This window comes from Neisseria sp. HMSC058F07, assembly GCF_001810035.1.
Lineage (GTDB): Bacteria > Pseudomonadota > Gammaproteobacteria > Burkholderiales > Neisseriaceae > Neisseria > Neisseria perflava.
The window spans coordinates 40,484-65,540 of record NZ_KV799663.1; the positions used below are offsets into that span (position 1 = coordinate 40,484).

The following is a 25,057-nucleotide window of genomic DNA, read 5'->3' on the forward strand; positions in this document are numbered from 1 at the left end:
TCTCTAAAAAAACAAACTTTATTCAATCCACCCCCACCACCCTTGAAACCCAGCAAAGGCAAACACAGCCTAAAAAAATGAAATTTATTATTTAAAATCAATGATAAATTTCTTTTAAAACCAATTGTGCATTTTTACAACACTTTATTAATTTACACATCAATCCAGCTATTTTGTTGCTTTTATACCAACAATCCGCCAATTAGGCCGTCTGAAAAACGTTACCCGAAACATTCATCCACTCAGGCAGAGGCAGTCTTACCACCCCAAACTCATCAGGATAATCAACGCCTGTCAAATATAGACCGTCAGACATAAAGGTCGGAGGCGCTTTCAATCTGCTTCTTGCATAAAAGATTGACTGAAATTCATCCACACTAATCCTACCACTTCCCACATATACCAATGCGCCCATAATATTGCGCACCATATGATGCAAGAATGCATTTCCATGCAAATCAAGGCACAAATAACGAGGAGTCCCACTAATACTTGCCCTATATAGCGTTTTTATAGGCGATTTTGCCTGGCACTCAGCCGCACGAAAGCTGGAGAAGTCATGTTCACCCTCCAATAAAGCAGCAGCCTGCCTCATCAGATTTAAATCTAATTTCAAATGTGTCCACCCCACCCTGCCAACCAACAACGGAGAACAAACCGGAGATGACTCCAGCAAATAACGGTAATGCCGGCCATAAGCATCAAATCGAGCATTAAAATGAGGTGCAACTTTTTGCGCAAGCAATACAGCCACACCGTCAGGCAAATGCGCATTGACTCCACGCACCCACGCTTGCTCCGGACGGCTTACAGATGTATCAAAGTGTACGACCTGAGCTGTCGCATGTACACCCGTATCTGTCCTTCCTGCAACAATAGTATTAATCTGCTCTCCTGCTATTGAAGTTAATGCCTGCTCTAAGGCCGTCTGAACAGTCGGCAAATCTCCAGCCTGTTTTTGCCAACCATAAAAACGACTACCGTCATAAGAGAGGGTCAAAGCCCAGCGCTGCACCAGATGTCCTGTTGTATTTACTTGTTCAGTCATTTCTTATACTTCTTGTAAATTGATATTGTTGCCTACGCTCAAGTAACAAATATTAAAAAGGCGTGATTAACACACGCCTCCATTTTGTATTTCAGACGGCCTTCATCTTCAACCATCATATAAAGCTGAAATCTTACCCAACCAATAATAGACTCAGATAAAATCTTGCTTTTTAATTTACCATAAAAAAGATGCCGTCTGAAACGGCATCTTCATTTGACTAGCACTTACGCGCCAAGTTCTTTCATCAGTTTTTGGGCTTTATGCAGAATATCGCCTTCAGCCTCCTCAATCAGCCCTTGCAATGTTTCTCGAGCCGCTTCAGGATCACCGATTTCGATATACATCTTAGCCAAATCATATTTGGCTTCAAGCGGTGCAGTCATGCCAACTGATTCTGAAACAAAGCCTCTTTCACTATTGCTTTTATCGGCGGCTACTGAAACATCTTCAGCTCCCCATTCCAATGCACCTTCTTCAATCACAAACTCAGAAGCAGCTTCTTCTTTCTCTACTTCTTCTTTGGTTCCTTGAATTTGCAAGTCTTGATCTTGCTTGATCTCGAATGGCAACGCATGGCCGTCTGAAGCTTCAGGGGTTTCTACCGTAAACTCGAGTGGCTCTTCATTTCTTGACTCGGAGACTTTTTTCTCTGCCGCCAAATCAAACTCAGCAAATGTATTTGCCTGCTCTTCTTTACGTTCAGGCATAACAACGGATACCGGCTGATATGGATTTTCTGGTTCAGGTTCGTACACGCTTTCTGTTGATTCGATATTGTCCCAATCAGCATGGCGACGTTGTTCTGTCTCAACATCATGCGTTACTGCACCTGAAAGAATACCTGCCTGACTATTGTCAATCTTACCTAAATCAAGTTTGACATCATCGATATTGGAAGATTCTTCTACTTCATTGATAACCACATCATCTTCAAAATCGTCTTCGATAAGCAGGCCATCTTGAGTTTTTTCAGACGGCATTACTTTAGTTGCAGCAACCGCAGCAGCTGAAGCAGCAACATCTTTCTGTACAGCCTTCTCTTCATCCATACGGCTTACAGGTGCTGCTTCAGGCTCGTCTTTACGTTTACCCGCAGCTTTTAACAACAACCAAGCAGCAATAAGGGCTGCACCGCCTGCCAATAACCATTTCCATAAATTGCCATTTGATTCGCCCTCTGTTTGCTCCGCGATAGAATCAGTGGTTGCAACAGACTCAGAAGCCACTACATTCTCTTGAGCATCAGAAGAAGCCATAGCTTCTTGAATATCGGATGCAGGAACAGTCGATGCGGCATTTTCATTAACCGCTGCAGATGCTGCTTGTTCTGTTTGTTCAGCTGAAGCTTGTTTTACTTCTTCCTGTTGCTGTGTATTTACGCCAGCATCTTTAACCTGGGCTTCAGTTTGAGCCTCAGGCTGAACAACAGGTTTTTCTGTTTTAGCCTCTGTTGCATTAGCGGTTTCATTGGCTTTTTCTGTTGCCGTATTAGTTTTAGCAGGAGCAGAAGCAGCCAAACGTTGCAATTCGCTACGGTTTGGAATATTCAGCACCTTACCTGCCAACATACGGTTGGCATTGTTATCGATAAACACATCCGGATTGGCATTAACCAATGCTTGAATGGTTTGATCCAAGGTCATACCTTGCGGACGGATGCTGGACGCAATGGCAATCAGGGTTTCACCCGTACGCACCAAATGCTGTCTACCTGAACGTGCAGCTGTGTCGTTTTTAGCAGAGGCCGTCTGAACTTGTTTTTTCTCAGCCTTACGCTGCACATCCTTACGCGCTTGAGCTGCCTGATTACCTACTGCTTTATTGTTTTTAGTTGCAGGCTGTTGGGCATTGCGTGTCGGCTCGAAGGATTGGGATTCGGCAGTTTGACGGGGGCGGACGGATGCCGCATCTTTAGCGTCGTATCCGGCCGGATCGATGATAGCAGTGTATTCACGCGATTGCGCGCCGACACCTACTTGGAAAACCAAAACAGGATCTTTGATGGCTTTAGAGGAACGAATGGTAACGACTGCCTTATCGCCTGATTTGCGTACCGCCGCGCGCAAATTACCATTTGAAATAGTGGCCTTACCGCCATTAAGCAGAGCCTGAGCTTCCTCGCCAGTCACAGTGATACTGCCTGTAAAAGGCTCACCCAAATGAGATTGAACGTTCAAACCGCCCAAACCTGCAGAAGCGCTGAGCGATGTCATTAAAGCGATAGAAGCTGTAATTAATTTAATATTGTGATGTTTTTTCAAAACTGATCCCCTGTTCGGAAATTATGGTACTAACCAATGTGCGCGCATTTAACCATATATTTACTAGATATTACGTCATGATATATTTTTAACCCATTTCTGCCAAGCAATACAGGCTATTCAGCCTGAAATTCCTTGGTAAATCTATTACTTTTGCATGCTTGTGTTTCTTTTTTACAAATTTCGCCAACCCAAAACAAATATCTCATATGGATATATGTGGTATTAAAGTCATGGGGAAAGGTGCAAAAAAACACATCTCCCTGTATGATTAGCATTTACTCAATTAGTTTCATCATTAATATATGAAGGTTTTGAGCGACTTATTCGCCGTATTCTTATTTTTCATCACATACATCATCACCAAAGACATGATTGCCGCAACGGCTGTTGCGGTTATAGTCGGTATTGCCCAAGCTGCGCTGACCTTTTGGAAACACCGCAAACTGGACACCATGCAATGGGTCAGTCTGATTTTGATTGTCTTTTTTGGCGGTGCAACGATTCTGCTGAAAGACAACCGCTTTATCATGTGGAAACCGACCGTTCTGTTTTGGATCGGCGCAATCGTCATGCTGTTTAGCCATCTTGCCGGTAAAAACGGGCTAAAAGCCGTGATGGGTAAAGAAATGCAGCTTCCTGATTTTGTATGGACGCGCCTGACTTATGCATGGATTGGCTTCCTGATTTTTATGGGGGCTGCCAATCTCTTTGTCTTTACGTATTTTCCAGACCAATGGGTCAATTACAAATTGTTCGGCACATTGGGTTTCACAATCATTTTTTCTATCGCACAGGGCATGTATCTGATGCGTTTCCAGCCTAAGGAGGATCAATAATGGAATATTTCATGCTTTTGGCCACTGATGCCGAAGATGTCCACGAAGCACGCATGGCAGCCCGCCCTGCTCATTTGGCACGCTTGGAAGAATTGAAAGCGCAAGGCCGTCTGCTGACTGCCGGCCCCAATCCTCTACCAGACAATCCGGAACGCGTTTCCGGCAGCCTGATTGTGGCTCAATTTGAATCTTTGGACGCAGCACAAGAATGGGCTGAACAAGACCCTTACGTCGATGCCGGCGTATACGCAGAAGTATTGATTAAACCCTTTAAAGCCGTGTTCAAATGAGCAATATGCGTCAAATTATCGAGGAACGCCTGCAGGCACTTGAGCCTGAGTTCTTCGATTTTGAAGATGAGAGCCATCTGCACGCCGGCCATGCCGGCAATAAAGGCGGCGGGCATTATGCGATATTGGTGGTCAGCAACGCATTTGAAAATATCGGTCGCCTCCAGCGGCAACGTATGATTAAGCAGCTTTTGCAAGACTTGTTTTCAGACGGCCTGATTCATGCACTCAGTATCAAAGCGGCCACGCCGGACGAATACTTCCATTAAGATTACTACTTAAACTTTGATTTCTAATCATTAATTTATTTCCAATCATTATTTAAAAGAGAAATACGATGAAAAAAACCTACTTTGCTTCAGCCTTGATGCTTGCCCTGACTACCGGCACCCTGTTTGCCCAAACTTTGGTGACCGTCAACGGTCAAGCCATCGACAGCAGCGTTATCGATGACCAAGTTGCTTCCGTACGCGCCAGCAACCCGAACGTTCAAGACACTCCTGAATTGCGTCAAATGCTGACTGAACGCCAAGTTATCAGCACTGTTGTTACCCAAGAAGCTAAAAAATTAAAACTGGATCAAAGCGCTGAATTCAAAACTGCATTGGAGCAAGCGCGTGCCGATGCCGCCAAGCAAGGTGCAGATAAAAAAGCCACATTCAAAACCGAATGGGCAGTTTTCGAAAATGATTTGTTAGGCCAAGCTTTCGCGGCGCATATCGTCCGTCAATATCCTGTTCAAGAAAAAGATGTCAAAGCCGCTTACAACGACTTCAGCAACTTCTATAAAGGTACTCAGGAAGTCCAAATGGGCGAAATCGTGACTGACAGCAGCAGCAATGCCCAAAAAGCCATTGCCGATTTGGATGCGAAAAAAAGCTTTGTTTCGGTATTGAACCAATACTCAATTGACGAAGCGGCCAAAAAAGCCGGCGGTATCCCTAAAGCTTATGTTCCGCTTAAAGATTTGCAAGAATCAGCGCCTCCGCTTTACGCAGCTGTCAAAGACCTGAAAAAAGGTGCGCACACTAAAACGCCGCTGCAAAACGGTAATTTGTACGCCGTTTTCTACGTCAATGACCGCCGTAACGTTACCGTACCTTCTTACGAAGCCTCTAAAAACGAGATTGGCAGCGACTTACAGGCAGCCCGTGTTGATGCGGCCATTCAATCATTGCTGAAAAAAGCCAGCATCAAAGTCAACAAATAATATAACGTGCCCGCCGTGATAACGGCGGGCAATAAGGAACTCACATGAACATCAAGCCCAAAACTGCCGTTTTGGCTATCCTCGCCCTATCAACCATCGGCTTGGCAACTGCCAAAGCACCTGAAATCGATCCCGCCCGTATCGACAGCATGGTTGCCGAAGTATTGAGACAAGCCGATCAACATCCCAACCAGACTGCCAAACCCGATGGTCAGGCAATCCGCAAAGATGTGGTTACACGTTTGCAGACTTTGGAAATTTTGAAAAATGAAGCCATCCAGGCTGGTTTGGACAAAGATGCAGAAGTGCAGAATCAGCTTAAAAACGTTGAAGCTGAGTTTTATGCCAACCAATACGCTGCTTATCTAGAACGTCAAACCGCGGTTGACGATGCTGAGTTGCGCCGTTTCTACGACCATCAAACACGCATTATCAAGCTGCAACAAGTCAGCTTTGCTTCAGCCGACGAAGTACGCGCCGCGCGAGAGCTGCTGCTAAAAGGCTTGTCATTTGAAGAGCTGATGAAACGCTATCCAAACCCCGAACAAGAGTTCGACGGCTTCATCTCTCCGCAGCAGCTCTCTCCTCAACTGGCTACCGCTTTTGCCGACATGAACCGAGGCGATGTAACGCATGAGCCGATTCAAATGGAAAACCGTTTTTATCTGTTTAAACTCAGTGCAGTAGAACACGATCCCAATGCCGAACCTTTCGAACTGGTACGCAATCAGATTGCCCAAGCTGTTAAACGACAAAAAGTCGAGAATCAGATCGAACGTATCTTAAAAGAAAACGGCATTAATCCGTAAATTGATTCAATGGTTTCAGGCCGTCTGAAACCATACTCCAACCCAAAGGGCGTGTCTTTTACGCCCTTTTTTACAAACTTCTTTTATTCAAAAACATCATGCGCGCTGTTATCCAAAAAGTTACCCAAGCCAAAGTTGACGTTTTGTCCGAAAACTCCTGCGAAACCTGCGGCAAAATCGACAACGGATTTATGATATTGCTCGGCGTTACCCACACCGATACAGAAACAGACGCCAAATACATTGCGGATAAAACCGCCAACCTGCGTATCTTTGAAGACGAAAACGGCAAATTAAATTTATCGCTCAAAGATGTCGGTGGCTCGATATTACTGGTTTCCCAGTTTACCCTTTACGCTGATGCGCGCAGCGGCCGCCGCCCATCTTTCTCCAATGCTGCCCCTGCCGAACAAGCGGATAAGCTTTATCAATATACCGCGCAACTTTTGCGCAAACATGGATTGACTGTCGAAACCGGCAGATTCCAAACCCATATGCAGGTTTCCCTTTGCAATGACGGGCCGGTTACCTTATTGCTTGACTCGCAAAAAACATTCTAAATCCCATCAAAAAAGGCCGTCTGAAATATTTCAGACGGCCTTTCCATTTCTGATCATTACTAAATCAAGCCTTGCGCTTTCACCCAGTTCACAATATCTGCCTCAACGGCTTCAGGCGAACCCGGATTGTCAATTTTAACGCCGTACTCATCCGCACCCAGCTCTTCCAAAATCTCCAGCTGCGAATCCAGCATTCCGGCTTTCATATAATGCCCCTGACGCGACAGCATACGTTCAAGATTGATTGCTTGAGGCGGAGTCAGATGAATAAAAGCCACCTTCCCTTCTGCACCACGCAGAATATCGCGATAGTGATGCTTGAGTGCGGAACAAGTAACAATGGAATATTTTTCCCCGTTTTTTGCCTGCTCTGTCATCCAGTCACGCAAATTGCCCAGCCAAGGATAGCGGTCTTCGTCCGTCAACGGAATACCGGCACCCATTTTGTCGCGGTTGGCTTGAGTATGGAAATCATCGCCTTCGGCATATGGGCATTGGTTGAGATGTTTTTGCAAAGACAATGCGGCAGTGGTTTTACCGCAACCGCACACGCCCATCATGACAAAATGTGTCGTCATTTTTCTACTCCTTGTTTATCTAGATTTTAACGGTATTTGAAAACAGGCGGATTGTGTTATCTCAAAAACACTATCCGCCGGCCATTTTCGATTAAACCAAGATAAACAACACTGACGATAAAGCAAAACCGATGAGTGCGATAAGTGTTTGGTTGACCGTCCATGTCTTCAAGGTCGTCGGCACATCCATATCCAACAGACGGCCGACAAGCCAGAAGCCTGAGTCGTTAAAGTGGCTGCAACCAACGGAACCTGCCGCCGTCGCCAATACCACGCAAGTAATCTGCCAATCGCTGAAACCTGCCGCCGCAACGGCCGGTGCCATCAACGCGGCAGCGGTAGTCAGGGCAACAGTCGCAGAACCTTGCGCAATACGCAAAGCCAAAGCTACCAAGAAACAGCCCAGTAAAACAGGAATACCCAAGTCAGCCATGCTGTCGGCCAAAGCCTTACCGATACCGGAAGCACGCAATACGCCGCCGAACATACCGCCTGCACCGGTAATCAAAATAACCGAGCAAACCGGGCCCAATGCGCCATCAATGGTTTTCTCCAAAGCGCTGGCTTTTTCACCACGTTTACTGCCCAATACATACAGGGCTACCAAAACAGAAATCAGCAAAGCAATTGGTGTCGAACCGAGCATTCGTGCAAACTGCACCCAGCCTTCATCCGCACTGACCATTTTCTCGCTGATCAGAGTAGACAAACCAGTATTCAAGAAAATCAACAACATAGGAATTAGCATAATGCCAATGACCGTAGATGCCTTTGCAGGCGCTTTCGGTTGGTCGTTATCTTGCGTACCGCCGCTGAGCAAATCAGGAACGGGCACATGAATGCTGCGGCCCAAAATCTTACCCAATAAATAGCCGCTGAAATACCAAGTAATCAAGGTAACAGGCAAACCCAAAATCAGCAGTTGACCAATATTTGCGCCATAAAATTCAGAAGCTGCAATCGGGCCGGGATGTGGCGGCAGGAAGACGTGCATGACGGAAAATGCGCCAATAGATGCCAACGCATAGGGCAAAACAGTTTGCTTCATGCGGCGTGCCGTTGCAAACACAATCGGCAACATCACCACCAAACCGGCATCAAAGAAAATCGGAAAACCGAAAATCAAAGAAGCCACGCCTAAGGCAAACGGCGCACGATTCTCACCAAAAATCCGAATCAGCGCATCTGCCAAAGACTGAGCACCGCCGGAAGTTTCCACCAAACGGCCAAGCATTGCACCCAAACCAACCAACAACGCCACGCTGCCAAGTGTACCGCCGAAGTTTTTGACCAATACATCATTAACAATGCTGCCCATAGGCAGACCTGTTACGATGGCAGTCAGCAAGCTGACCAATACCAACGTCAGCAAGGCATGAACGCGCAGTTTTACAATCAAAATCAAGATCAGCAAAATCGCTGCCGCGGCGATACCGAGCAAAGTACCGGCACTCAGCGTTTGAGTCCATCCATCCATTTTGAAGCCTTTCTCTGTAAGAAAAATACAAACTTATTAATGTTTCTTAACACACGTAGATAAGATAACACATTTCACTATGGATTCATACGGCTGGATTTAGTCAAAATATAAACTTCTCTTTTTCAAAACCCTTTTTGTAAGATGCTTGATAAATAAGGATTACAACGAAAAACAAGGGTGACAAAAAGGCCGTCTGAAACGTAGTTAATTTTCAGACGGCCTGACATCATTCTTCTCGATAAAATAGAAACGAATATTTTTTCAATTACCTAAAATCAAGTATTTTCGGCTTATGCCTTGGTAAAAATCACCCCATTTCCCAAACGTAATTCCGGCAGTTTGGTATTAAAATCCAGCCCATTGAGGCATGAGGGACTGTTACGCATTACTGCTTCGATTTCGGCAAAATCCTCGGTCAAAAATGTTAGCCGAATCAAAAGAATCTGGACAGTAATGTTTTACGATTCCCCGAACATTCATCATGCTTTTTCTTAAAAACTGAAAGTGCCATGATACAAAGGCCGTCTGAAAAATTCTTCAGACGGCCTTGATTCTTAAACTTCTGCCGGTGGTTGCGGTGTATCCTCATCTTCCTGCTGCGTTTTCGCTTTGGCAAAACGGCTGAACCAAATACCAGCTTCGTAGAGCAGAATCAGCGGAACGGCAAGCAGGGTTTGGGAAATTACGTCAGGCGGCGTGATGATTGCGGCCACGATAAACGCACCGACAATCACATACGGACGCGCATTCTTAAGCTGTGCAGTCGAAACAATGCCCATTTTGGCAAGCAACACCACAACGACGGGAACTTCAAACGTCGTACCGAATGCAACAAACATGCCCAAAATAAAGGACAGGTATTTATCGATATCGGTCGCCATATTGACACCGACAGGGGTTACACCGGCCAAGAATTTGAAAATAACGGGAAATACCAGAAAATAGGCAAACGCCATACCAACAAAGAAGAGCGTCACGCTGGACAACACCAGCGGCGTAATCAAACGCTTTTCGTTTTGGTATAAAGCCGGGGCGACAAACGCCCAGACTTGATACAGCGTGTGCGGCAACGACAGCAGAAACGCCGCCATCAAGGTAACCTTTACCGGCACAAAAAACGGCGCGATCACATCGGTCGCAATCATGCTGGTATCTTTAGGCAGATTGGCCATCAATGGTTCGGCAACAAAAGTATAGAGCTGCTGGGCAAACGGCATCATGCCCAAAAAGCAGACAACGATACCGATGACGATCCACATCATTCGGCGGCGCAGCTCGAGAAGATGCTCGATAAGCGGTTGGACGGGTTGTTCGTGTTGAGGTTCGGACACCGGTTGACTCACTTTTTACTTACGGACGCGCAGTTTGGGCTTGGCGTGGAATTTCGGGCGCATATCGCGTTTGCGGCTCATCGCCTGCTTACGCAAAGAAGTCGTATGCAGCGGAGGAACATCGGCAGCAGGAGCTTCGACATAGCTGACTTCAACCGCCGGTGCGGGGGAAACCGATGCGGTCAAATACTCACGCCAAGCGCGGTCTTGCTCGGATTCGGCATTTTCAGCCTCGACAAGCTCTTGGGTTTGCACTGCCCCACCCTGCTCAGAAGCTTGGGCCGCACTTTCATTTTCAGTGCTGCTTGAAGCCAGATCAGGCAATGGATTGCCCAACTCATCCACACCAAAATCGGCAGGCGTTTTCTGCTCAGGCAGGCGTTCCCACGGCTTGAGGCCGTCTGAAATATCGCTCAGATTTTTTTGTGCATCATTGCCCAAGTCTTTGATACCGTCGCGAAACTCGGATGCGGCGGTTTCAAATTCCTGCTTCACCTTGCGCAATTCGTCCAACTCAGCCTGAGTGTTGAGCTCCTGCTTGACGTTGTTGACGAATCCTTGCAATTTGCCGACCAAACGCCCGGCCGTGCGCGCGGCTTGCGGCAGACGTTCGGGGCCAAGCACTATCAGGGCGACAACGCCGACCAGCAGCAGCTCGCCCAAACCGAAATCAAACATGGATTATGCTTTGTCTTCGTCTTTTTTGTGTTCGATGACTTCATCTTTTTTGGCATCTTTGCCGTCTGTACCTTCGTTCAGGCCTTGTTTGAAGTCATGCACTGCACCGCCGAGGTCTTTGCCGACGTTGCGCAATTTTTTGGTACCGAATACCAAAACGACGATAATCAGTACGATAATCCAGTGCCAAAGAGAGAAGCTACCCATGATAAATCCTTGAATTTGTTTAATTTAAAAAGAGATAATAATTATGCGGGCGTACCCATGATATGGATATGCAGGTGGAAGACTTCCTGTCCACCGCCTTTACCTGTATTGATCAGGGTTTTAAAACCGTCGGTCAAACCTGCCTCATGGGCAATTTGAGGAACTTTCAACATCATTTTGCCCAACAGGGTTTGATGTTCGGCAGTGGCGTGTGCCAGTGAATCAAAGTGCACTTTCGGAATCAGCAGCAGATGCACCGGCGCGGCAGGACGGATGTCTTTAAAACAAAGCATCTCATCGTCTTCGTAAACGGTTTGTGCCGGAATATCTTTGGTTGCAATTTTGCAGAAAATACAATTATCCATAATGGCTCCAATGGCCGTCTGAAAACGGGCGTAACGGGTTTCAACCCAAAAAGTGAAATCGTTTTTACCCCAAGAGACGGATTCTGAAACAGGTCAAGTACGGGATTGTAATATAAATTCAAGATTCTTTGCGAGAAGCTTTTTCCACTAATCCCGACAAACCTTGACGGCGCGCAAGCTCGTTTACTACATCTTCGGCACGCAATCCGTGATGCGCCAATAAAACCATGGTGTGAAACCACAAATCCGCCACTTCGTAAACCAAATGTTCGCCACCGCCATCTTTAGAGGCCATCAAGGTTTCACCCGCTTCCTCGATGACTTTTTTCAGAATCTTGTCTTCGCCTTTGTGCAGCAGCTGGGCAACGTAAGAAGCATCGGGATCGCCGCCTTTGCGCGAATCGATGACGTTTTGAATTTGGGTAAGGATAGTATCGGTCATGGTCAGTTTCTCTTATTTTCTTTCAGACGGCCTTAAGGATGTTTATGTCCGTAAATCGCCTCTTCGTCTTTCAACACGGCATCGACTGTCTGCCATGCGCCGTCTTGCCAAACTTTGTAAAAACAGCTTTCGCGCCCAGTATGACAGGCAATGCCGCCGTTTTGTTCAATCAACATGACCACTGCGTCGCCATCGCAATCCAGGCGCAATTCATGTACTTTTTGCGTATGCCCTGACTCTTCGCCCTTCATCCATTGTTTTTGGCGGGAACGGCTGTAATAGTGGGCAAACCCGGTTTCTACGGTTTTTTGCAGGGCTTCGGCGTTCATCCAGGCAACCATCAGCACACGGTGTGTCTGCCAATCTTGGGCAATCGCGCAAACCAAACCTTTTTCATCAAATTTTACGGCATTCAGCAGCGTTTCGTTTATGTTCGACATTCGCATTTTTTTCCCATATTTTCAGACGGCCTTTGGATAGTAATCACAAACGCACTTCAATTCCTGCTTCACGCATGGCCAGTTTTGCTTCGCGGATGCTCGCTTCGCCAAAGTGGAAAATACTGGCGGCCAATACCGCATCGGCCTTCCCGTCCTTAATGCCGTCCACCAAGTGTTGAACAGAACCGACGCCGCCAGAAGCAATGACCGGAATATCGACCGCTTCGCTGACCGCGCGTGTCAAAGGCAGGTTGAAACCTTGCTTGGTGCCGTCTCGGTCCATACTGGTCAGCAAAATCTCGCCTGCACCGCGCCGCTGCATTTCGACAGCCCATTCCACCGCATCCAAACCGGTCGGATTACGTCCTCCGTGGGTAAAGATTTCCCAACGGGTGTTTTCAGGGTTAACCGCTTTGGCATCCACGGCAACAACAATCGCTTGCGAACCAAAAAAACCGGCCGCTTCGTTTACCAAATCAGGATTGGTTACAGCGGCCGTATTGATGCTGGTCTTATCGGCACCGGCATTAAGCAGACGACGGATATCGGCAACCGTACGGACACCGCCGCCGACGGTTAATGGAATAAAAACTTGTGAAGCGACTGCCTCAATAACGTGCAAAATAGTGTCGCGATTGTCGCTGGAGGCAGTGATGTCCAAAAAGGTCAACTCATCCGCGCCTTCATCGTTGTAGCGTTTGGCAACGTCAACCGGATTGCCTGCATCGCGCAGACCCAAAAAGTTGACACCTTTTACCACGCGACCGTCTTTTACATCCAGACAAGGAATAATTCGTTTTGCCAATGCCATACTCAATACCTATTATCCGTTATCAGGCCGTCTGAAACCGTCAGGCCAAAAATTTGCTCAACCAATCCGGCAAATGTTGCAACAGCTGAAAATAACCAATGCCGGCTATCATCGCCAAAACACAGGAAATAATGAAATTGCTGTCAATGCGGCCGACAATGGAAAAAATTAAACCGGCAAATGCCCAGATTATCCCGTTGAAAATCATCCAATAGGTATCGATAATCGGCAAATCAAACGCCGTCAGCTGCCGCAATATCACTGCAATCAGTGTAAACCACAAACTTTCGCTTAGCGGATACACTTCGCGGTCGGATGACCAGATAATCCAAAAACCCAAAACAAACGCTTCAAGCATACCAATCCCTTAATAAAATAAGATATTGAGTGAGTTGTTTTTTTATAATTATTTCAGACAGATTTTAAGTCTAAGGACTTTGCAAAATGCCGCTTTTGAAGGCATTTTCAGCTATACGCCAACTCCTGCGCTGTTACACCTTGCAAAGCCCCAATCTGCATAATTAAACGCACTTAGGTCAAGCCAAAGAATCGGCCATTTTTTGTGCCTGTGCGAAATCAATACTTCCCTCATAAATTGCGCGGCCGGTAATCGCACCGCTCACACCCTCTTTTTCGACGGCACACAATGCGTGGATATCGTCCAAATTCGTCAAGCCGCCGGAAGCGATAATCGGGATATTCACTGATTGAGCCAATTTGACGGTGGCTTCGATATTCACGCCGCTCATCATACCGTCGCGACCGATATCGGTATAAATAATGCTGTTGACGCCATCGTCTTCAAAACGCTTGGCCAAATCGACGACATGGTGTTCCGTTACCGTTGCCCAACCGTCTATCGCCACCATACCGTCTTTGGCATCCAAGCCGACGATAATCTGACCCGGAAAGGCCTTACATGCTTCGCGCACAAATTCAGGATTTTTTACCGCGGCCGTACCGATAATCACATCGGTCAGACCCAAATCCAAATACTTTTCGATGGTGCCCAAATCACGGATACCGCCGCCAAGCTGTACCGGAATATCTTTAACCACGGCGGCCAAAATTTCTTTAATCGCCGGAAAATTTTGAGGAACGCCTGCGAATGCGCCGTTCAAATCAACCAAATGCAAACGGCGTGCGCCTTGATTGCGCCAATGCAACGCCATCTCTGCCGGCGAGTCGGAAAACACCGTCGCCTGCTCCATCAAACCTTGTTTTAAGCGAACACAGCGTCCTTCTTTCAAATCAATGGCAGGTACCAACAGCATTTTCTTCTCCTCTATTCAATTTCAGTATATTTTACACAAATTAGCGATTTTTAGCAGATTTATGTTAAAGCCTCAAATCTGCCAATTTAAAAAATTACGCAGCAGCAGCAATCCTGCCTGATGGCTTTTTTCCGTGTGGAATTGTGTGGCAAATACATTGTCCTTACCGACAATGCAGGCAAATTCATTCGGATATTCACTGACACCTAAAATAATCTCTTCATTTTTCGGTGCAAAATAATAGCTATGGACAAAATAGAAATACTCGTTCTGCCCAATGTCTTGAAATAAAGGATGCGGACGGGTTTGGCGCACTGTATTCCAACCCATATGCGGCACTTTCAGACGGCCTCCCTGTGCATCGGTTTGATTGGGCAAAAACCGTTTTACTTGTCCTTCAAACCAACCCAAACCATCTGTATCGCCTTCTTCGCTGTGTTCGAACAATAATTGCGCACCTACGCAAATTCCAAAAAACGGCTTGTTTTTCAGGCCGTCTGAAACCGCCTCGCCCAAACCGCTTGCCTTCAGCGCCGACATACAATCCGGCATGGCGCCCTGCCCCGGAAAGATAACCTTATCCGCCGCCATCACCTCTTCAGGCCGCGAAGTCAGATAAATTTCAGCATTTTGATTGGACAAGGCCTGCGCCGCCTGAACAGATTTCAATACTGAGTGCAGGTTTCCCATTCCATAATCGACAATCGCTACTTTCATTGTTTCTCCTCAGGCCGTCTGAAAACATTTAATGATTAATATAATAATAAGAATGATTGTAGCAAAAGATGGTTTAAAACAAAATATTGCCACTATACAAGACAAATAATAAAAGGCCGTCTGAAATCCCAATCGGTTTCAGACGGCCTTTATTCATTCACACGATGCCTTATTCTTCAGACGCGGCTTCCGCTTCTTCTTGAACAGATTCTTCACTCAGCGTGCCTTTGGTAGAAGGTGTTTGACCCATCATGCGCGGATCGTATTCGACCGCCATGCGCAAGGCGCGGCCGAAGGCTTTAAAAACGGTCTCGGCTTGATGATGTGCATTACGGCCGCTCAAATTATCGATGTGCAAGGTCATCATACTGTGATTCACAAGGCCGTGGAAAAATTCTTCAAACAAATCAACATCAAAACGGCCAATCAGGGCGCGGGTAAAGTCGATGTTATACACCAAACCAGGACGGCCGGAAAGATCGATGACCACGCGGCTCAACGCTTCATCCAGCGGAACATAGGCATGACCGTAACGGGTAATGCCGGCTTTATTGCCAAGCGCCTGTTTCAAGGCCTGACCCACCACGATACCGATGTCTTCAACCGTGTGATGGTCGTCAATGTGCAAATCGCCTTTACAGGTAATATCCAAGTCAATCAAACCATGGCGCGCCACTTGGGCAAGCATGTGTTCAAGGAAAGGAACGCCGGTATCCAAGCGGTATTTACCGGTACCGTCAAGGTTGAGGCTGACGGTGATTTGGGTTTCGCAGGTATTGCGGGTAACGGTAACAAAACGGTCTTCGGTTGAAACACCAGCTTCGACTGCTTCGACAGTTTGTTTTTCCAAACGCGCCACTTCAACCGCTGCTGCTTTTTCTTGGTCTTTGCTGTGATCACGGTTCAGCCAGCCTTTGCGTTTGTGCATGCCGGATTCCAACTTCGCAGCCAGGCTCGGACGAATGCCGCGTGCAGACTCATCGCCTGCTTGTTGTTCCAAACGGCGTTTGAGCTGAGACAAAGAGGCGGAGTTTTCATAACCGCACGCGCGTGCAAGCTTGGTCAATGAACCGGCTTCTTCAACCAGTAACAGAAAATTGGTCAAATGCAGTTGAGCTTTGTTCATAATGGTAGTTTCCTTGGAATCAAAGATTGGGGTAAAGGTTTCTAATAACGGCCAAGACAGCATCATTTTGCGCTGCCGAGCCTATGGTTATGCGGACACACTGATCCAAAAGCGGATGGCTGCCATGCAGTTTTTTAATCAGTATGCGGTATTGCTTCAATGTTTCAAACAGCCCGTCCGCATCAGGAACGCGAACGGTAATAAAGTTGGCTTCGCTCGGAAAAACTTCCAAACGGTTTAATTTCAACAATTCATTCATCACGCGCGAACGCTCGTTTTTTAATATATCAATGTTTTGCTGAATGATTTGATGATGTTTCAATGAGAATTTTGCCGCCGCCAAGCTTAATTGATTCATATTGTAAGGCGGAAGGATTTTGGCCAGTTCACCCATAATGCTTGGACTTGCCGCCGCATATCCCATCCGCAAGCCTGCAAAGCCGATTTTACTGATGGTGCGCATTACGACCAGGTTTTCGACTTCGCCCGCCCACGGAAGGAAACTGTCATGATGAAACGCGCCATATGCCTCATCGACAACCACAATGCCGGTTGCCGCACGAATGACCGCCTCTACTTCTTCTCGTTTAAAGCACACGCCGGTAGGATTATTGGGATAGGCAATAAAAATTAATGACGGCTGATGTTGCTCAATCGCAGACAAAACGGCAGGAAGATTTAAAGAAAAATCCGGATTTAAGGGAATACCGACATATTCCATACCATAAAGCGCGGCATTATGACGATACATAACGAAACTTGGCTCAATACCCAATACACGCGCATTTGGTTTGGCAACCAGCATAGTCAAAAACTGGATAAGCTCGTCTGAGCCGTTGCCCAATGCGATTTCCGCTTTATCGGGAATACCGAAAATTTCCCTCAATTCTTCATAAATCCCGCTCTTGGCAGTATGGGGATACAAATGAATCGGTGCCTGCTTTGCCAAGTCCGCCCATTCTGACAACAAAGATTCATATCCGGCGAAAGGATGATGCGGACACTCCATAGCGTCCAACTTAATAAAACCTTCCGGCAAATCAGCAACCTGATAGGCTGTCATTACTTTAATATCATCACGGATAACTTCAGCAACGCGATTCATGGTTTTCTATCCTCCTGAGATAAAGTATTTATAATAGTAGCACAATCTTTATTAGATATATATATTAATAAGACTATAAAACAAGATAAAGTTTCATTAATTTGAAGAAAAAACAATAAATCCTTTCTTGAGCATCTTTAAGCAATATTCTTGGCTTACCCCGCCTTTTTAGCGGTATAATTTTAAGTTTTCCAGTACGGCTTACGCCCTCAATCTTGTGAATAATACACGCTCCCCATTACCTTATCTTGCAACGTCCATAAGCCTTATCCTGCTGATTCTGCTTTCCTTGTCGTGGGAATTGTGGATCGCTCCATTGCGCGAAGGCGGCTCATGGTTGGCACTGAAAGCCCTGCCTTTGTGCTTGCCGTTGACCGGTATTTTGAAAAAACGCATCTACACTTACCAATACAGCTCCATGCTAATTCTGATTTACTTTGCCGAAGCCTGTATGCGCCTGGCTGACACAGCCGTCGCCAGCCGGATTTGCGCCGCCGTTTCCGTATTATTGTGCATTGCCTTTTTCCTCGGCTGCCTTGCATTTATCAAACAACAAAAACACACATCAAAATGACCTACCACACACTTTCAGACGGCCTGACCGAATCTTCAGTGAAAACCTTTTGGCCTTTATGGCTCAGCTTTATTTGGATTTGCGCCGTCCCTTTTCTTTCACTCTACCGAGTCGGCCCACTACCCAGCTTTTATCTGGAAGCCATTTCACTGAGCGGCTCATTGGTACTGACATTGATTAGCGCACACAAAGGCCTGCTGAATATCCGTCTTCCCACACTCAGTATCGGCCTGTTTGCCATGGCTGCATTTTGGTTGCTCCAAGCACGCCTCATGCATTCCACCTACCCCGGCATGAGCGATATTACCGCCTGGACATTTGTCATTTTGGCACTGGGCGCATGGTCGGTGCGGGGCTGGGTAGCAGCTTACGGACAGGAACGCGTCGTCAGCATCTTCGCTTGGTCTTTATTGATAGGGGCAACCATACAGGCCTCCATCGTCTGGCTGCAATTTAAAGGCTGGTCCAACGTAGAGTGGTTGAACGGCATCATTGCCCGAAGCAACGGCACCGTAAACGGTCAACTCGGCCAGCGCAATCATTTGGGACATTATTTAATGTGGGGCATTTTGGCGGCATCCTATTTATGGACGGCACGCAAAATGTCCAATACAGCAGGTTTTCTGTTTGTATTGGCTTTGACCGCAACCCTCGGCCTGGTCAACTCACGCACCATCTTAGGCTACATTGCCGCCCTATTCCTGATTACACCGTTATGGTTTTGGCGTACCCGTTTCCAACACAAACGCGCACTGTGCATTTTCCTTCTGACCGCCATCCTGGCCGCCGCTTTCCAATTCGGCATGGGCAGCCTATTGGATTTGTTTGGCAACATCAAATACGAAACTGCTGTCGAACGCGCAGGCACCAGCGGTTTTGAAGGCTCCATGCGCCAAATCGAATGGAGCAAAGCATGGATTGCCTTTCAATCCGCACCTTGGTTCGGCCATGGCTGGAACAGCTTTGCCCAACAAACCTTCCTGATCAATGCCCAACAACAATACTTCCCCAACAACATCCTCGGCGTACTGTTTACCCATTCGCACAATATCGTCATGCAGTTATTGTCCGAAATGGGCATTGTCGGCACCTTGCTCGCAGCCTTAACCCTGCTTGCAGCCGTATGGCGACTGTTGGGACGCAACCAAACACCGGCCTCGCTGTTTTTACTGACAGCCGCCGCCGTCAGCCTCTGCCACAGCATGCTTGAATATCCACTTTGGTATATCTACTTCCTCACCGTATTTAGCCTGATTCTGTCGTTGACACCCTCTTATCCGAAAGATGTTTCAGACGGCCCTTTATCTACCCGAATCAGACAGTGGGTAGGCGGTATAGCTGCTTTATCGATTTTAATCGGCATGGCAAACCTCAGCTGGGAATATCAAAATCTGACCCAATATAGCCGTGTAGGGAAAACCGACGATCAGCAAACAGTTCAAAACAAAATCGACGGCTTGCAACGACTTTCCAAAGAAAGCTCCATGCTTGCCTATTACGCTGATTTGAGCTTGAGCAAACGTGCAGACCCGACCGATGCCTACATCCGTCCGTGGGCGGAAGAAGCAGCACTCAAAGCCCTGACCTACCGCCCCTACTCCAGCGCCTACCAAGTCGGCCTTTACCTCTACCGACAAGGCAAAAAAGAAGAAGGTGCGCAATGGATGCAGGCAATGCAATATTATTATCCTTATATGATGTATTTCTACGCTGACAAAATACGCAGTCACCCGGCATTCGCTCCCTTGCTGCCCAAACTTTTGTCTGATTGCAAAGATTTCATCAACGCACCGAAACACCAAACCGCCCAATCATGCGACAAACCCTGAACAAAACACACCCAATTGTCAGTTTGTCCTTACAGGCCGTCTGAAAATGTAAAGAGCAGCGAGTTTCTATGCAAAAAAGCGCAAAAGCACAGAAAATTACGCTATCAACAAAAGCAGATTGCATGTTAAGATTGAACACAACTCTATTTTAAGCGCCGTACTGCCATTTAGTACCGCAGCGCATACAATCACGAAAAGGAAATTCCATGAGTCGCGTATTACTCGTAGATGACGATGCTCTCTTGACCGAATTGCTGACCGAATACCTGACTGCCGAAGGTCTCAACGTTCATAGTGTTCCCGACGGCGAAGCCGGCGTTCAAGAAATTCTGACCGGACAATACGATGTCGTCGTATTAGACTCCATGATGCCTAAAATGAACGGTTTGGACGTACTGAAAAACGTACGCACCCAAAGCACCGTACCCATCATCATGCTGACCGCGAAAGGCGACGACATCGACCGTATCATCGGTCTGGAAATGGGTGCGGACGATTATGTTCCGAAACCATGTACACCGCGCGAACTCTTGGCACGCATCAACGCCATCCTGCGCCGTGCGCAACACAGCACCGAACAAAACAACGCGCCTAACAGCATTTCTGTCAGTGACGTCGTTTTGTACCCGGCAAAACGCCAAGCCAGCATCAAAGACACTCCGCTCGAGTTGACCAGCACCGAATTCAACCTGCTCGAAGTTTTGATGCGCCACGCCGGACAAGTCGTCAGCAAAGAGACCCTGTCTATCGAGGCACTCGACCGCAAACTGGCTAAATTTGACCGCAGCATCGACGTACACATCTCCAGCATCCGCCACAAATTGGGCGATGCCTCCCTGATTCAAACTGTACGCGGCTTAGGCTACCTGTTTGTTAAAAACTAAAGATTAAACAGATCAATGAAACTGTTTCAACGCATCTTCGCCACATTTTGCGCAGTCATCGTCTGCGCAATCTTTGTGGCGAGTTTTTCATTTTGGCTGGTACAAAACACCCTCGCCGAAAACCAATTCAACCAACGCCGCACCATCGAAACCACATTGATGAGCAGCATCATCTCCGCGTTTAACTCGCGCGGAGACAGCGGTGCGCGCGAAATTCTTTCCGAATGGAAAAACAATCCGGTTTCCAATGCCGTTTATGTGATTACCGGCGACGATAAAAAAGATATTTTAGGCCGCAACATCGACAGCCTGTCCATCGAACGTGCCCGCATCTTTGCCATCAATAACCCCGAATCCGATTTAGCCCACATCGAATACGACCGTTTCGGCGAAGAATACCTCTTCTTCATTAAAGGCTGGGACAACCATCAGGCTCAACGCCTCCCTAGCCCGCTCTTTATTCCCGGCCTGCCGCTTTCGCCTATTTGGCATGAATTTATCATTCTGTCTTTCATCATCATCGTCGGCCTGTTGATGGCATACATCCTTGCCAACAACATCACCAAGCCCATTAAAATTCTTGGCGGTGGCATGGACAGGGTAGCCAATGGCGAACTCGAAACCCGCATTTCCCAGCAAGTTGACGACCGTGACGACGAATTGTCCCACCTTGCCGTGCAGTTCGACAAAATGGCCGAGAAACTGGAAAAACTTGTTGCCAAAGAGCGTCATTTGCTCCACCACGTTTCTCATGAAATGCGCTCGCCGCTGGCACGTATGCAGGCGATTGTCGGCCTGATTCAATCTCAGCCGCAAAAGCAAGAGCAATACCTCAAGCGCCTTGAAGGCGAATTGGTGCGCATGGATACTCTGGTCGGCGAATTGTTGACCCTATCCCGCTTGGAAACTTCCAATATTCCTTTGGAAAAAGAAAACCTCAAACTCGTTCCGTTCTTAACCAACTTGATTGAGGACAACCAAAGCATTGCCCACCAAAACAACCAAAGCGTTACCCTGAGCATTGACCCAAAAATCCCCGAAAATGCCGTGGTCAGCGCCAACGAAGGCTATCTATACCGCGCCTTTGACAACGTTATCCGTAATGCCATCAATTACAGTCCGGAAGGCAGCACCATTCAAACCCATATCGGACAAGACGGCAAACACTGGATTATCGATGTGACCGACAACGGTCCGGGTGTCGATGAAATGCAGCTTCCGCATATCTTCACTGCCTTTTATCGCGCCGACTCCAGCGCGCACAAGCCCGGTACAGGTTTAGGGCTTGCATTGACACAGCACATTATGGAACAGCACTGCGGTAAAATCATTGCTGAAAATGTCAAACCCAACGGCCTGAGGATGCGTTTTATCCTTCCCAAAAAGAAAGCCGGAGACAAAAAAGAAGTCTAAAAATAAGGCCGTCTGAAACTTTTCAGACGGCCAAAAACACAAATAAGGAACCATCATGAGCGCAACCGTCCAAACCGGCTCCGGCTACTTCTTCATGCCTGAACACATCATCCTCGTCGGCGCCAGCGAACGTCCGCACAGCCTTGGCGAACGCATTTTCAGCCACCTGCTCGGTTCCTCATATCAAGGCAAAATCACCCCCGTCAATCTTCGACACAGCAGTGTAGCAGGCATTCCCTCCTACTCCAGCCTCAGCAAAATCCCGGGACAAGCCGATTTGGTTGTTGCCGTTATCCCGCCCGACCATTACGACTCGCTGTTCAAAGCCTGCCGTAAAAAAGACCTGCACCACATTATTCTGATTCAAGATTGGGAAAACCTACCGCCCGAATCCTGCAAAAACGCCCGTTCCACCATTCAAAAACATCACGGCGATGAATTGAACATCACCGTATGCAACAGCGCAGGCATCCAACTTCCCTCACTCAACCTCAACATCAGCACCCAAACCGACTATCCGGCCGGCCATATCGCATTACTCACCGGCCACAGCACCGTCAGCCGCAACATCAACCACCTGCTGAACACGCTGCATCAAGGCGTATCGCGCCACATCAGCCTCAACTATGATCTAAGCCCTACTACATCGGCCGACTGGCTCAACCGCTTCGGCCACAACCGCCATACTAAAGTTGCCGTGATCCACTACAATCCGGCCGAAAACCAACGCGAGCTGTTCAGTGCCATCCGCCACTTTACACGCCACACTCCGCTTATCCTATTGTCTACACACTACACCGACGACACAGACAAAGCCATCCTGCGCAGCCTCAGCCGCCATTGCAATTTCCAACCGGTATTCAATAACGCCGAACTGGAAGCAGCCCTAAAAGCCTACCTTTCCGGCATTCCCGTCATTACCCATCCCACCATTCTGTCCGATACGCCGATAGAATGGCTGCGCACTACCGCCAATGCCTGCGAATTGACCCTCGACCTCCCAACCGATGCACCATCCATCCGACAAGGCTGCATCGGCAGCAACCCTACGCCTGCACGCATCCACCGCTTGGCACTCGAACAATTACAAAATCCGCATACTCAAGCCCTACTTGGCATTATTTCGCCAGATACGCCGGACGCATACAGTATTCATCAAACTCTGGATAATTTGGCACAAAAAACCAGCAAGCCCATTCTCGTCAGCTATTGTTTTTCAGACGGCCTGACTCGGTTTAACACACCGGAAGAAGCCTTGCTGACACTTTATTTCCGCAATCAAACAGCCTATTTGCAACAGGTGCAAAATACCCCTGCGCCAGCCAAAACAGGCCGTCTGAAAACACCTAAAAGCAAAAGTATCGATAAAGCCATTGCATCCGGCCAAACCGAACTGATGGCGGAAGCCCTATACCTGCCTCCGTGCCAAACCCAAAAACACAATGCCGTCCAATTCCGGTTCAGCCGCCATGCCATTTACGGCAATATCCTTACCGCCCATTACAACGGCAAAACCGAAGCCACATTACCTCCCTTTACCACGCTTGATATCCAGCGTTTAAGCCAATTTGCAGAACTCGACAACACTTCCGTTCTCAATCAGTTCCTGCATTCCCTAAACACGCTTATCCGCAACAACCAGCATATCGGCGACATTATCCTCAACTACAACGGCAGCCAATACAGCAGCACCATCATTCCCGAAATTGTGGAAAAACCAGCCGCGCCGACAACCAAAATCCCCAAAAAAGCCGTCCAAACCTTAGAACAAGCTGCAGCAAAAATGCAAAGCGCCGCCGCCTACCTCCAACAAAAAAATCCGGTCGCAGCCGAATTCCTACGCAACACCGGCGAAGCCGCTTCCGAACTGCTGCACCCTAAAACCGAAACGCCCGAGATACAAAACGTACTCGCACCCTATCCGAGCCAAACCGATACCTTTATCCTGCCCGACGGCAACACACTGCACATCCGCGCACTAGAACCTGAAGATGCCGAAGCCAAACAAAAATTTGTCCGCCAATTACCCGCGGCCGACCGCTATACGCGCTTCATGACCCATACCAACGAGTTACCGCTGCCCACACTCGCACGGCTGACCCGTCCCGATTTCCATACCGAATGCGCATGGGCAGCCTTCGCTTCAGACGGCCGTATCGTCGCAGTTAGCCGTTACAGCCGCATCAATCGTAATGAGTGCGAGTTCGGCATTACTTTAGCACCTGAAACACGCAAAACCGGCTTGGCTGGCAAAATGATGAGCCTCATTATCCAAACTGCCACACAGCAAGGTTATCAAATCATGAATGCGGAAATCCTCAAAGAAAACACCCCAATGCTCAAACTCGCTGAAAAATCAGGATTTACCGTCACCCCGTCGGAAACCGACCGCGGACTGTATCAAGCCAGCCTCGATTTGAACGAATGGCAAAACAGCAACAAAAACAAATAAAAACTTGCATAACCCGTGTGAAATATCCTAAAATTAGCGGTTTCTATATATCCGCATTTTTCAAAAGGACTCAAAATGGTAGTTATCCGTTTGGCTCGCGGCGGCTCAAAACACCGCCCTTTCTTCAACGTAGTCGTAACTGACTCTCGCAACCGTCGTGACGGCCGCTTCATCGAGCGCGTAGGTTTCTACAACCCCGTTGCCAACGAAAAACAAGAACGCGTACGTTTCGACGCAGACCGCATCAACCACTGGGTTGCTCAAGGCGCGAAAGTTAGCGATGCAGTTGCCAAACTGATTAAAGAGCAAAAAATCGCTGCTTAATCAGCCG

The 25,057-nt window shown here is 47.6% G+C and carries 28 protein-coding genes; 12 read left to right on the forward strand and 16 right to left on the reverse strand.

Going from position 1 to position 25,057, the window contains the following annotated elements; translation table 11 throughout:
• Nucleotides 1-202 precede the first annotated feature (202 nt).
• Entirely contained in the window at nucleotides 203-1,048 is an 846-nt protein-coding gene (gene truA / locus HMPREF2696_RS00370; RefSeq protein ID WP_004519666.1) for a tRNA pseudouridine(38-40) synthase TruA, read from the reverse strand.
• A 227-nt stretch (nucleotides 1,049-1,275) separates the two neighbouring features.
• Nucleotides 1,276-3,264 carry a FimV/HubP family polar landmark protein gene (locus HMPREF2696_RS00375; RefSeq protein ID WP_004519665.1) on the reverse strand — a complete coding sequence of 663 codons (1,989 nt, stop codon included), beginning with the start codon at nucleotides 3,262-3,264 and terminating at the stop codon, nucleotides 1,276-1,278.
• Between the two features lie 353 nt (nucleotides 3,265-3,617).
• Between HMPREF2696_RS00375 and HMPREF2696_RS00380 the strand changes: the two genes are divergently transcribed.
• The 6 genes from HMPREF2696_RS00380 to dtd all read left to right on the forward strand — a co-directional run bounded on the left by HMPREF2696_RS00380 (nucleotide 3,618) and on the right by dtd (nucleotide 7,020).
• Nucleotides 3,618-4,151 (forward strand): septation protein A, encoded by a 534-nt coding sequence (locus tag HMPREF2696_RS00380; protein WP_049336720.1) that lies wholly within the window; start codon nucleotides 3,618-3,620, stop codon nucleotides 4,149-4,151.
• On the forward strand, nucleotides 4,151-4,441 hold the full coding sequence (locus HMPREF2696_RS00385) for a YciI family protein (RefSeq protein ID WP_004519663.1): 291 nt from the start codon (nucleotides 4,151-4,153) through the stop codon (nucleotides 4,439-4,441). The genes HMPREF2696_RS00380 and HMPREF2696_RS00385 overlap by 1 nt, the downstream gene beginning before the upstream one ends.
• Nucleotides 4,438-4,710 (forward strand): BolA family protein, encoded by a 273-nt coding sequence (locus tag HMPREF2696_RS00390; RefSeq protein WP_049322785.1) that lies wholly within the window; start codon nucleotides 4,438-4,440, stop codon nucleotides 4,708-4,710. The genes HMPREF2696_RS00385 and HMPREF2696_RS00390 overlap by 4 nt, the downstream gene beginning before the upstream one ends.
• Before the next feature lie 68 nt (nucleotides 4,711-4,778).
• Nucleotides 4,779-5,651, forward strand: coding sequence for a peptidylprolyl isomerase (locus HMPREF2696_RS00395; protein WP_049336722.1), 873 nt, complete (start codon nucleotides 4,779-4,781; stop codon nucleotides 5,649-5,651).
• A 44-nt stretch (nucleotides 5,652-5,695) separates the two neighbouring features.
• Nucleotides 5,696-6,460 (forward strand): peptidylprolyl isomerase, encoded by a 765-nt coding sequence (locus HMPREF2696_RS00400; RefSeq protein ID WP_049336724.1) that lies wholly within the window; start codon nucleotides 5,696-5,698, stop codon nucleotides 6,458-6,460.
• A gap of 98 nt (nucleotides 6,461-6,558) precedes the next feature.
• Nucleotides 6,559-7,020 (forward strand): D-aminoacyl-tRNA deacylase, encoded by a 462-nt coding sequence (gene dtd / locus HMPREF2696_RS00405; RefSeq protein ID WP_049336726.1) that lies wholly within the window; start codon nucleotides 6,559-6,561, stop codon nucleotides 7,018-7,020.
• A 59-nt stretch (nucleotides 7,021-7,079) separates the two neighbouring features.
• On the opposite strand, the gene HMPREF2696_RS00410 is transcribed toward dtd, so the two are convergent.
• The 14 genes from HMPREF2696_RS00410 to hisC all read right to left on the reverse strand — a co-directional run bounded on the left by HMPREF2696_RS00410 (nucleotide 7,080) and on the right by hisC (nucleotide 17,574).
• Nucleotides 7,080-7,598, reverse strand: a complete 519-nt coding sequence (locus HMPREF2696_RS00410; protein WP_049336727.1) for a gluconokinase, GntK/IdnK-type — start codon at nucleotides 7,596-7,598, stop codon at nucleotides 7,080-7,082.
• A gap of 91 nt (nucleotides 7,599-7,689) precedes the next feature.
• Nucleotides 7,690-9,075 (reverse strand): GntP family permease, encoded by a 1,386-nt coding sequence (locus HMPREF2696_RS00415; protein ID WP_004519658.1) that lies wholly within the window; start codon nucleotides 9,073-9,075, stop codon nucleotides 7,690-7,692.
• A gap of 557 nt (nucleotides 9,076-9,632) precedes the next feature.
• Nucleotides 9,633-10,409, reverse strand: a complete 777-nt coding sequence (gene tatC, locus HMPREF2696_RS00420) for a twin-arginine translocase subunit TatC (RefSeq protein WP_039862097.1) — start codon at nucleotides 10,407-10,409, stop codon at nucleotides 9,633-9,635.
• A 15-nt stretch (nucleotides 10,410-10,424) separates the two neighbouring features.
• On the reverse strand, nucleotides 10,425-11,087 hold the full coding sequence (gene tatB, locus HMPREF2696_RS00425) for a Sec-independent protein translocase protein TatB (RefSeq protein ID WP_070587447.1): 663 nt from the start codon (nucleotides 11,085-11,087) through the stop codon (nucleotides 10,425-10,427).
• A gap of 3 nt (nucleotides 11,088-11,090) precedes the next feature.
• Nucleotides 11,091-11,294 carry a Sec-independent protein translocase subunit TatA gene (gene tatA / locus HMPREF2696_RS00430; RefSeq protein WP_003679438.1) on the reverse strand — a complete coding sequence of 68 codons (204 nt, stop codon included), beginning with the start codon at nucleotides 11,292-11,294 and terminating at the stop codon, nucleotides 11,091-11,093.
• A 41-nt stretch (nucleotides 11,295-11,335) separates the two neighbouring features.
• Nucleotides 11,336-11,659, reverse strand: a complete 324-nt coding sequence (locus tag HMPREF2696_RS00435; protein ID WP_049329536.1) for a histidine triad nucleotide-binding protein — start codon at nucleotides 11,657-11,659, stop codon at nucleotides 11,336-11,338.
• Between the two features lie 118 nt (nucleotides 11,660-11,777).
• Nucleotides 11,778-12,101, reverse strand: coding sequence for a phosphoribosyl-ATP diphosphatase (locus tag HMPREF2696_RS00440; protein ID WP_003679440.1), 324 nt, complete (start codon nucleotides 12,099-12,101; stop codon nucleotides 11,778-11,780).
• Nucleotides 12,102-12,133: 32 nt separating this feature from the next.
• Nucleotides 12,134-12,541, reverse strand: a complete 408-nt coding sequence (gene hisI / locus HMPREF2696_RS00445) for a phosphoribosyl-AMP cyclohydrolase (RefSeq protein WP_004519653.1) — start codon at nucleotides 12,539-12,541, stop codon at nucleotides 12,134-12,136.
• Between the two features lie 43 nt (nucleotides 12,542-12,584).
• Nucleotides 12,585-13,352: an imidazole glycerol phosphate synthase subunit HisF gene (gene hisF, locus HMPREF2696_RS00450; RefSeq protein ID WP_049336730.1), complete on the reverse strand. Its 768-nt coding sequence runs from the start codon at nucleotides 13,350-13,352 to the stop codon at nucleotides 12,585-12,587.
• Between the two features lie 40 nt (nucleotides 13,353-13,392).
• Nucleotides 13,393-13,710 carry a hypothetical protein gene (locus HMPREF2696_RS00455; protein WP_004519651.1) on the reverse strand — a complete coding sequence of 106 codons (318 nt, stop codon included), beginning with the start codon at nucleotides 13,708-13,710 and terminating at the stop codon, nucleotides 13,393-13,395.
• A gap of 178 nt (nucleotides 13,711-13,888) precedes the next feature.
• Complete coding sequence (gene hisA, locus HMPREF2696_RS00460) at nucleotides 13,889-14,626, reverse strand: 1-(5-phosphoribosyl)-5-[(5-phosphoribosylamino)methylideneamino]imidazole-4-carboxamide isomerase (protein ID WP_049336731.1); 738 nt, start codon at nucleotides 14,624-14,626, stop codon at nucleotides 13,889-13,891.
• A 72-nt stretch (nucleotides 14,627-14,698) separates the two neighbouring features.
• Nucleotides 14,699-15,343: an imidazole glycerol phosphate synthase subunit HisH gene (gene hisH, locus HMPREF2696_RS00465; RefSeq protein WP_049336732.1), complete on the reverse strand. Its 645-nt coding sequence runs from the start codon at nucleotides 15,341-15,343 to the stop codon at nucleotides 14,699-14,701.
• Between the two features lie 169 nt (nucleotides 15,344-15,512).
• Nucleotides 15,513-16,469: an imidazoleglycerol-phosphate dehydratase HisB gene (gene hisB / locus HMPREF2696_RS00470; protein ID WP_070587450.1), complete on the reverse strand. Its 957-nt coding sequence runs from the start codon at nucleotides 16,467-16,469 to the stop codon at nucleotides 15,513-15,515.
• Between the two features lie 19 nt (nucleotides 16,470-16,488).
• A complete protein-coding gene (gene hisC, locus HMPREF2696_RS00475; RefSeq protein ID WP_049336735.1) occupies nucleotides 16,489-17,574 on the reverse strand; it encodes a histidinol-phosphate transaminase in 1,086 nt (361 codons plus the stop codon).
• A 217-nt stretch (nucleotides 17,575-17,791) separates the two neighbouring features.
• Between hisC and HMPREF2696_RS00480 the strand changes: the two genes are divergently transcribed.
• From HMPREF2696_RS00480 to rpsP, 6 genes are all read left to right on the forward strand, one after another.
• On the forward strand, nucleotides 17,792-18,148 hold the full coding sequence (locus tag HMPREF2696_RS00480; protein ID WP_049336736.1) for a DUF2069 domain-containing protein: 357 nt from the start codon (nucleotides 17,792-17,794) through the stop codon (nucleotides 18,146-18,148).
• Nucleotides 18,145-19,977 (forward strand): PglL family O-oligosaccharyltransferase, encoded by a 1,833-nt coding sequence (locus HMPREF2696_RS00485; RefSeq protein WP_049336737.1) that lies wholly within the window; start codon nucleotides 18,145-18,147, stop codon nucleotides 19,975-19,977. The genes HMPREF2696_RS00480 and HMPREF2696_RS00485 overlap by 4 nt, the downstream gene beginning before the upstream one ends.
• A 206-nt stretch (nucleotides 19,978-20,183) precedes the next feature.
• Complete coding sequence (gene misR / locus HMPREF2696_RS00490) at nucleotides 20,184-20,861, forward strand: two-component system response regulator MisR (protein ID WP_004519643.1); 678 nt, start codon at nucleotides 20,184-20,186, stop codon at nucleotides 20,859-20,861.
• 15 nt (nucleotides 20,862-20,876) lie between these two features.
• Nucleotides 20,877-22,274 (forward strand): HAMP domain-containing sensor histidine kinase, encoded by a 1,398-nt coding sequence (locus HMPREF2696_RS00495; protein ID WP_004519642.1) that lies wholly within the window; start codon nucleotides 20,877-20,879, stop codon nucleotides 22,272-22,274.
• 55 nt (nucleotides 22,275-22,329) lie between these two features.
• Nucleotides 22,330-24,726: a bifunctional acetate--CoA ligase family protein/GNAT family N-acetyltransferase gene (locus HMPREF2696_RS00500; RefSeq protein WP_049336739.1), complete on the forward strand. Its 2,397-nt coding sequence runs from the start codon at nucleotides 22,330-22,332 to the stop codon at nucleotides 24,724-24,726.
• Nucleotides 24,727-24,801: 75 nt separating this feature from the next.
• Nucleotides 24,802-25,050 carry a 30S ribosomal protein S16 gene (gene rpsP / locus HMPREF2696_RS00505; RefSeq protein ID WP_003684452.1) on the forward strand — a complete coding sequence of 83 codons (249 nt, stop codon included), beginning with the start codon at nucleotides 24,802-24,804 and terminating at the stop codon, nucleotides 25,048-25,050.
• Nucleotides 25,051-25,057: the final 7 nt, after the last annotated feature.

Bases quoted from the DNA above. Each gene is read 5' to 3' on its own strand.
- HMPREF2696_RS00455 (WP_004519651.1), bottom strand. From the start codon at position 13,710: ATGCTTGAAGCGTTTGTTTTGGGTTTTTGGATTATCTGGTCATCCGAC.
- misR (WP_004519643.1), top strand. From the start codon at position 20,184: ATGAGTCGCGTATTACTCGTAGATGACGATGCTCTCTTGACCGAATTG.
- HMPREF2696_RS00410 (WP_049336727.1), bottom strand. From the start codon at position 7,598: ATGACGACACATTTTGTCATGATGGGCGTGTGCGGTTGCGGTAAAACC.
- HMPREF2696_RS00485 (WP_049336737.1), top strand. From the start codon at position 18,145: ATGACCTACCACACACTTTCAGACGGCCTGACCGAATCTTCAGTGAAA.
- hisB (WP_070587450.1), bottom strand. From the start codon at position 16,469: ATGAACAAAGCTCAACTGCATTTGACCAATTTTCTGTTACTGGTTGAA.
- HMPREF2696_RS00395 (WP_049336722.1), top strand. From the start codon at position 4,779: ATGAAAAAAACCTACTTTGCTTCAGCCTTGATGCTTGCCCTGACTACC.
- HMPREF2696_RS00375 (WP_004519665.1), bottom strand. From the start codon at position 3,264: ATGACATCGCTCAGCGCTTCTGCAGGTTTGGGCGGTTTGAACGTTCAA.
- HMPREF2696_RS00400 (WP_049336724.1), top strand. From the start codon at position 5,696: ATGAACATCAAGCCCAAAACTGCCGTTTTGGCTATCCTCGCCCTATCA.
- HMPREF2696_RS00495 (WP_004519642.1), top strand. From the start codon at position 20,877: ATGAAACTGTTTCAACGCATCTTCGCCACATTTTGCGCAGTCATCGTC.
- tatA (WP_003679438.1), bottom strand. From the start codon at position 11,294: ATGGGTAGCTTCTCTCTTTGGCACTGGATTATCGTACTGATTATCGTC.
- HMPREF2696_RS00500 (WP_049336739.1), top strand. From the start codon at position 22,330: ATGAGCGCAACCGTCCAAACCGGCTCCGGCTACTTCTTCATGCCTGAA.
- tatB (WP_070587447.1), bottom strand. From the start codon at position 11,087: ATGTTTGATTTCGGTTTGGGCGAGCTGCTGCTGGTCGGCGTTGTCGCC.
- HMPREF2696_RS00390 (WP_049322785.1), top strand. From the start codon at position 4,438: ATGAGCAATATGCGTCAAATTATCGAGGAACGCCTGCAGGCACTTGAG.
- truA (WP_004519666.1), bottom strand. From the start codon at position 1,048: ATGACTGAACAAGTAAATACAACAGGACATCTGGTGCAGCGCTGGGCT.
- rpsP (WP_003684452.1), top strand. From the start codon at position 24,802: ATGGTAGTTATCCGTTTGGCTCGCGGCGGCTCAAAACACCGCCCTTTC.
- HMPREF2696_RS00385 (WP_004519663.1), top strand. From the start codon at position 4,151: ATGGAATATTTCATGCTTTTGGCCACTGATGCCGAAGATGTCCACGAA.
- HMPREF2696_RS00435 (WP_049329536.1), bottom strand. From the start codon at position 11,659: ATGGATAATTGTATTTTCTGCAAAATTGCAACCAAAGATATTCCGGCA.
- hisC (WP_049336735.1), bottom strand. From the start codon at position 17,574: ATGAATCGCGTTGCTGAAGTTATCCGTGATGATATTAAAGTAATGACA.
- hisF (WP_049336730.1), bottom strand. From the start codon at position 13,352: ATGGCATTGGCAAAACGAATTATTCCTTGTCTGGATGTAAAAGACGGT.
- hisH (WP_049336732.1), bottom strand. From the start codon at position 15,343: ATGAAAGTAGCGATTGTCGATTATGGAATGGGAAACCTGCACTCAGTA.
- HMPREF2696_RS00415 (WP_004519658.1), bottom strand. From the start codon at position 9,075: ATGGATGGATGGACTCAAACGCTGAGTGCCGGTACTTTGCTCGGTATC.
- HMPREF2696_RS00380 (WP_049336720.1), top strand. From the start codon at position 3,618: ATGAAGGTTTTGAGCGACTTATTCGCCGTATTCTTATTTTTCATCACA.
- hisA (WP_049336731.1), bottom strand. From the start codon at position 14,626: ATGCTGTTGGTACCTGCCATTGATTTGAAAGAAGGACGCTGTGTTCGC.
- hisI (WP_004519653.1), bottom strand. From the start codon at position 12,541: ATGTCGAACATAAACGAAACGCTGCTGAATGCCGTAAAATTTGATGAA.
- HMPREF2696_RS00440 (WP_003679440.1), bottom strand. From the start codon at position 12,101: ATGACCGATACTATCCTTACCCAAATTCAAAACGTCATCGATTCGCGC.
- dtd (WP_049336726.1), top strand. From the start codon at position 6,559: ATGCGCGCTGTTATCCAAAAAGTTACCCAAGCCAAAGTTGACGTTTTG.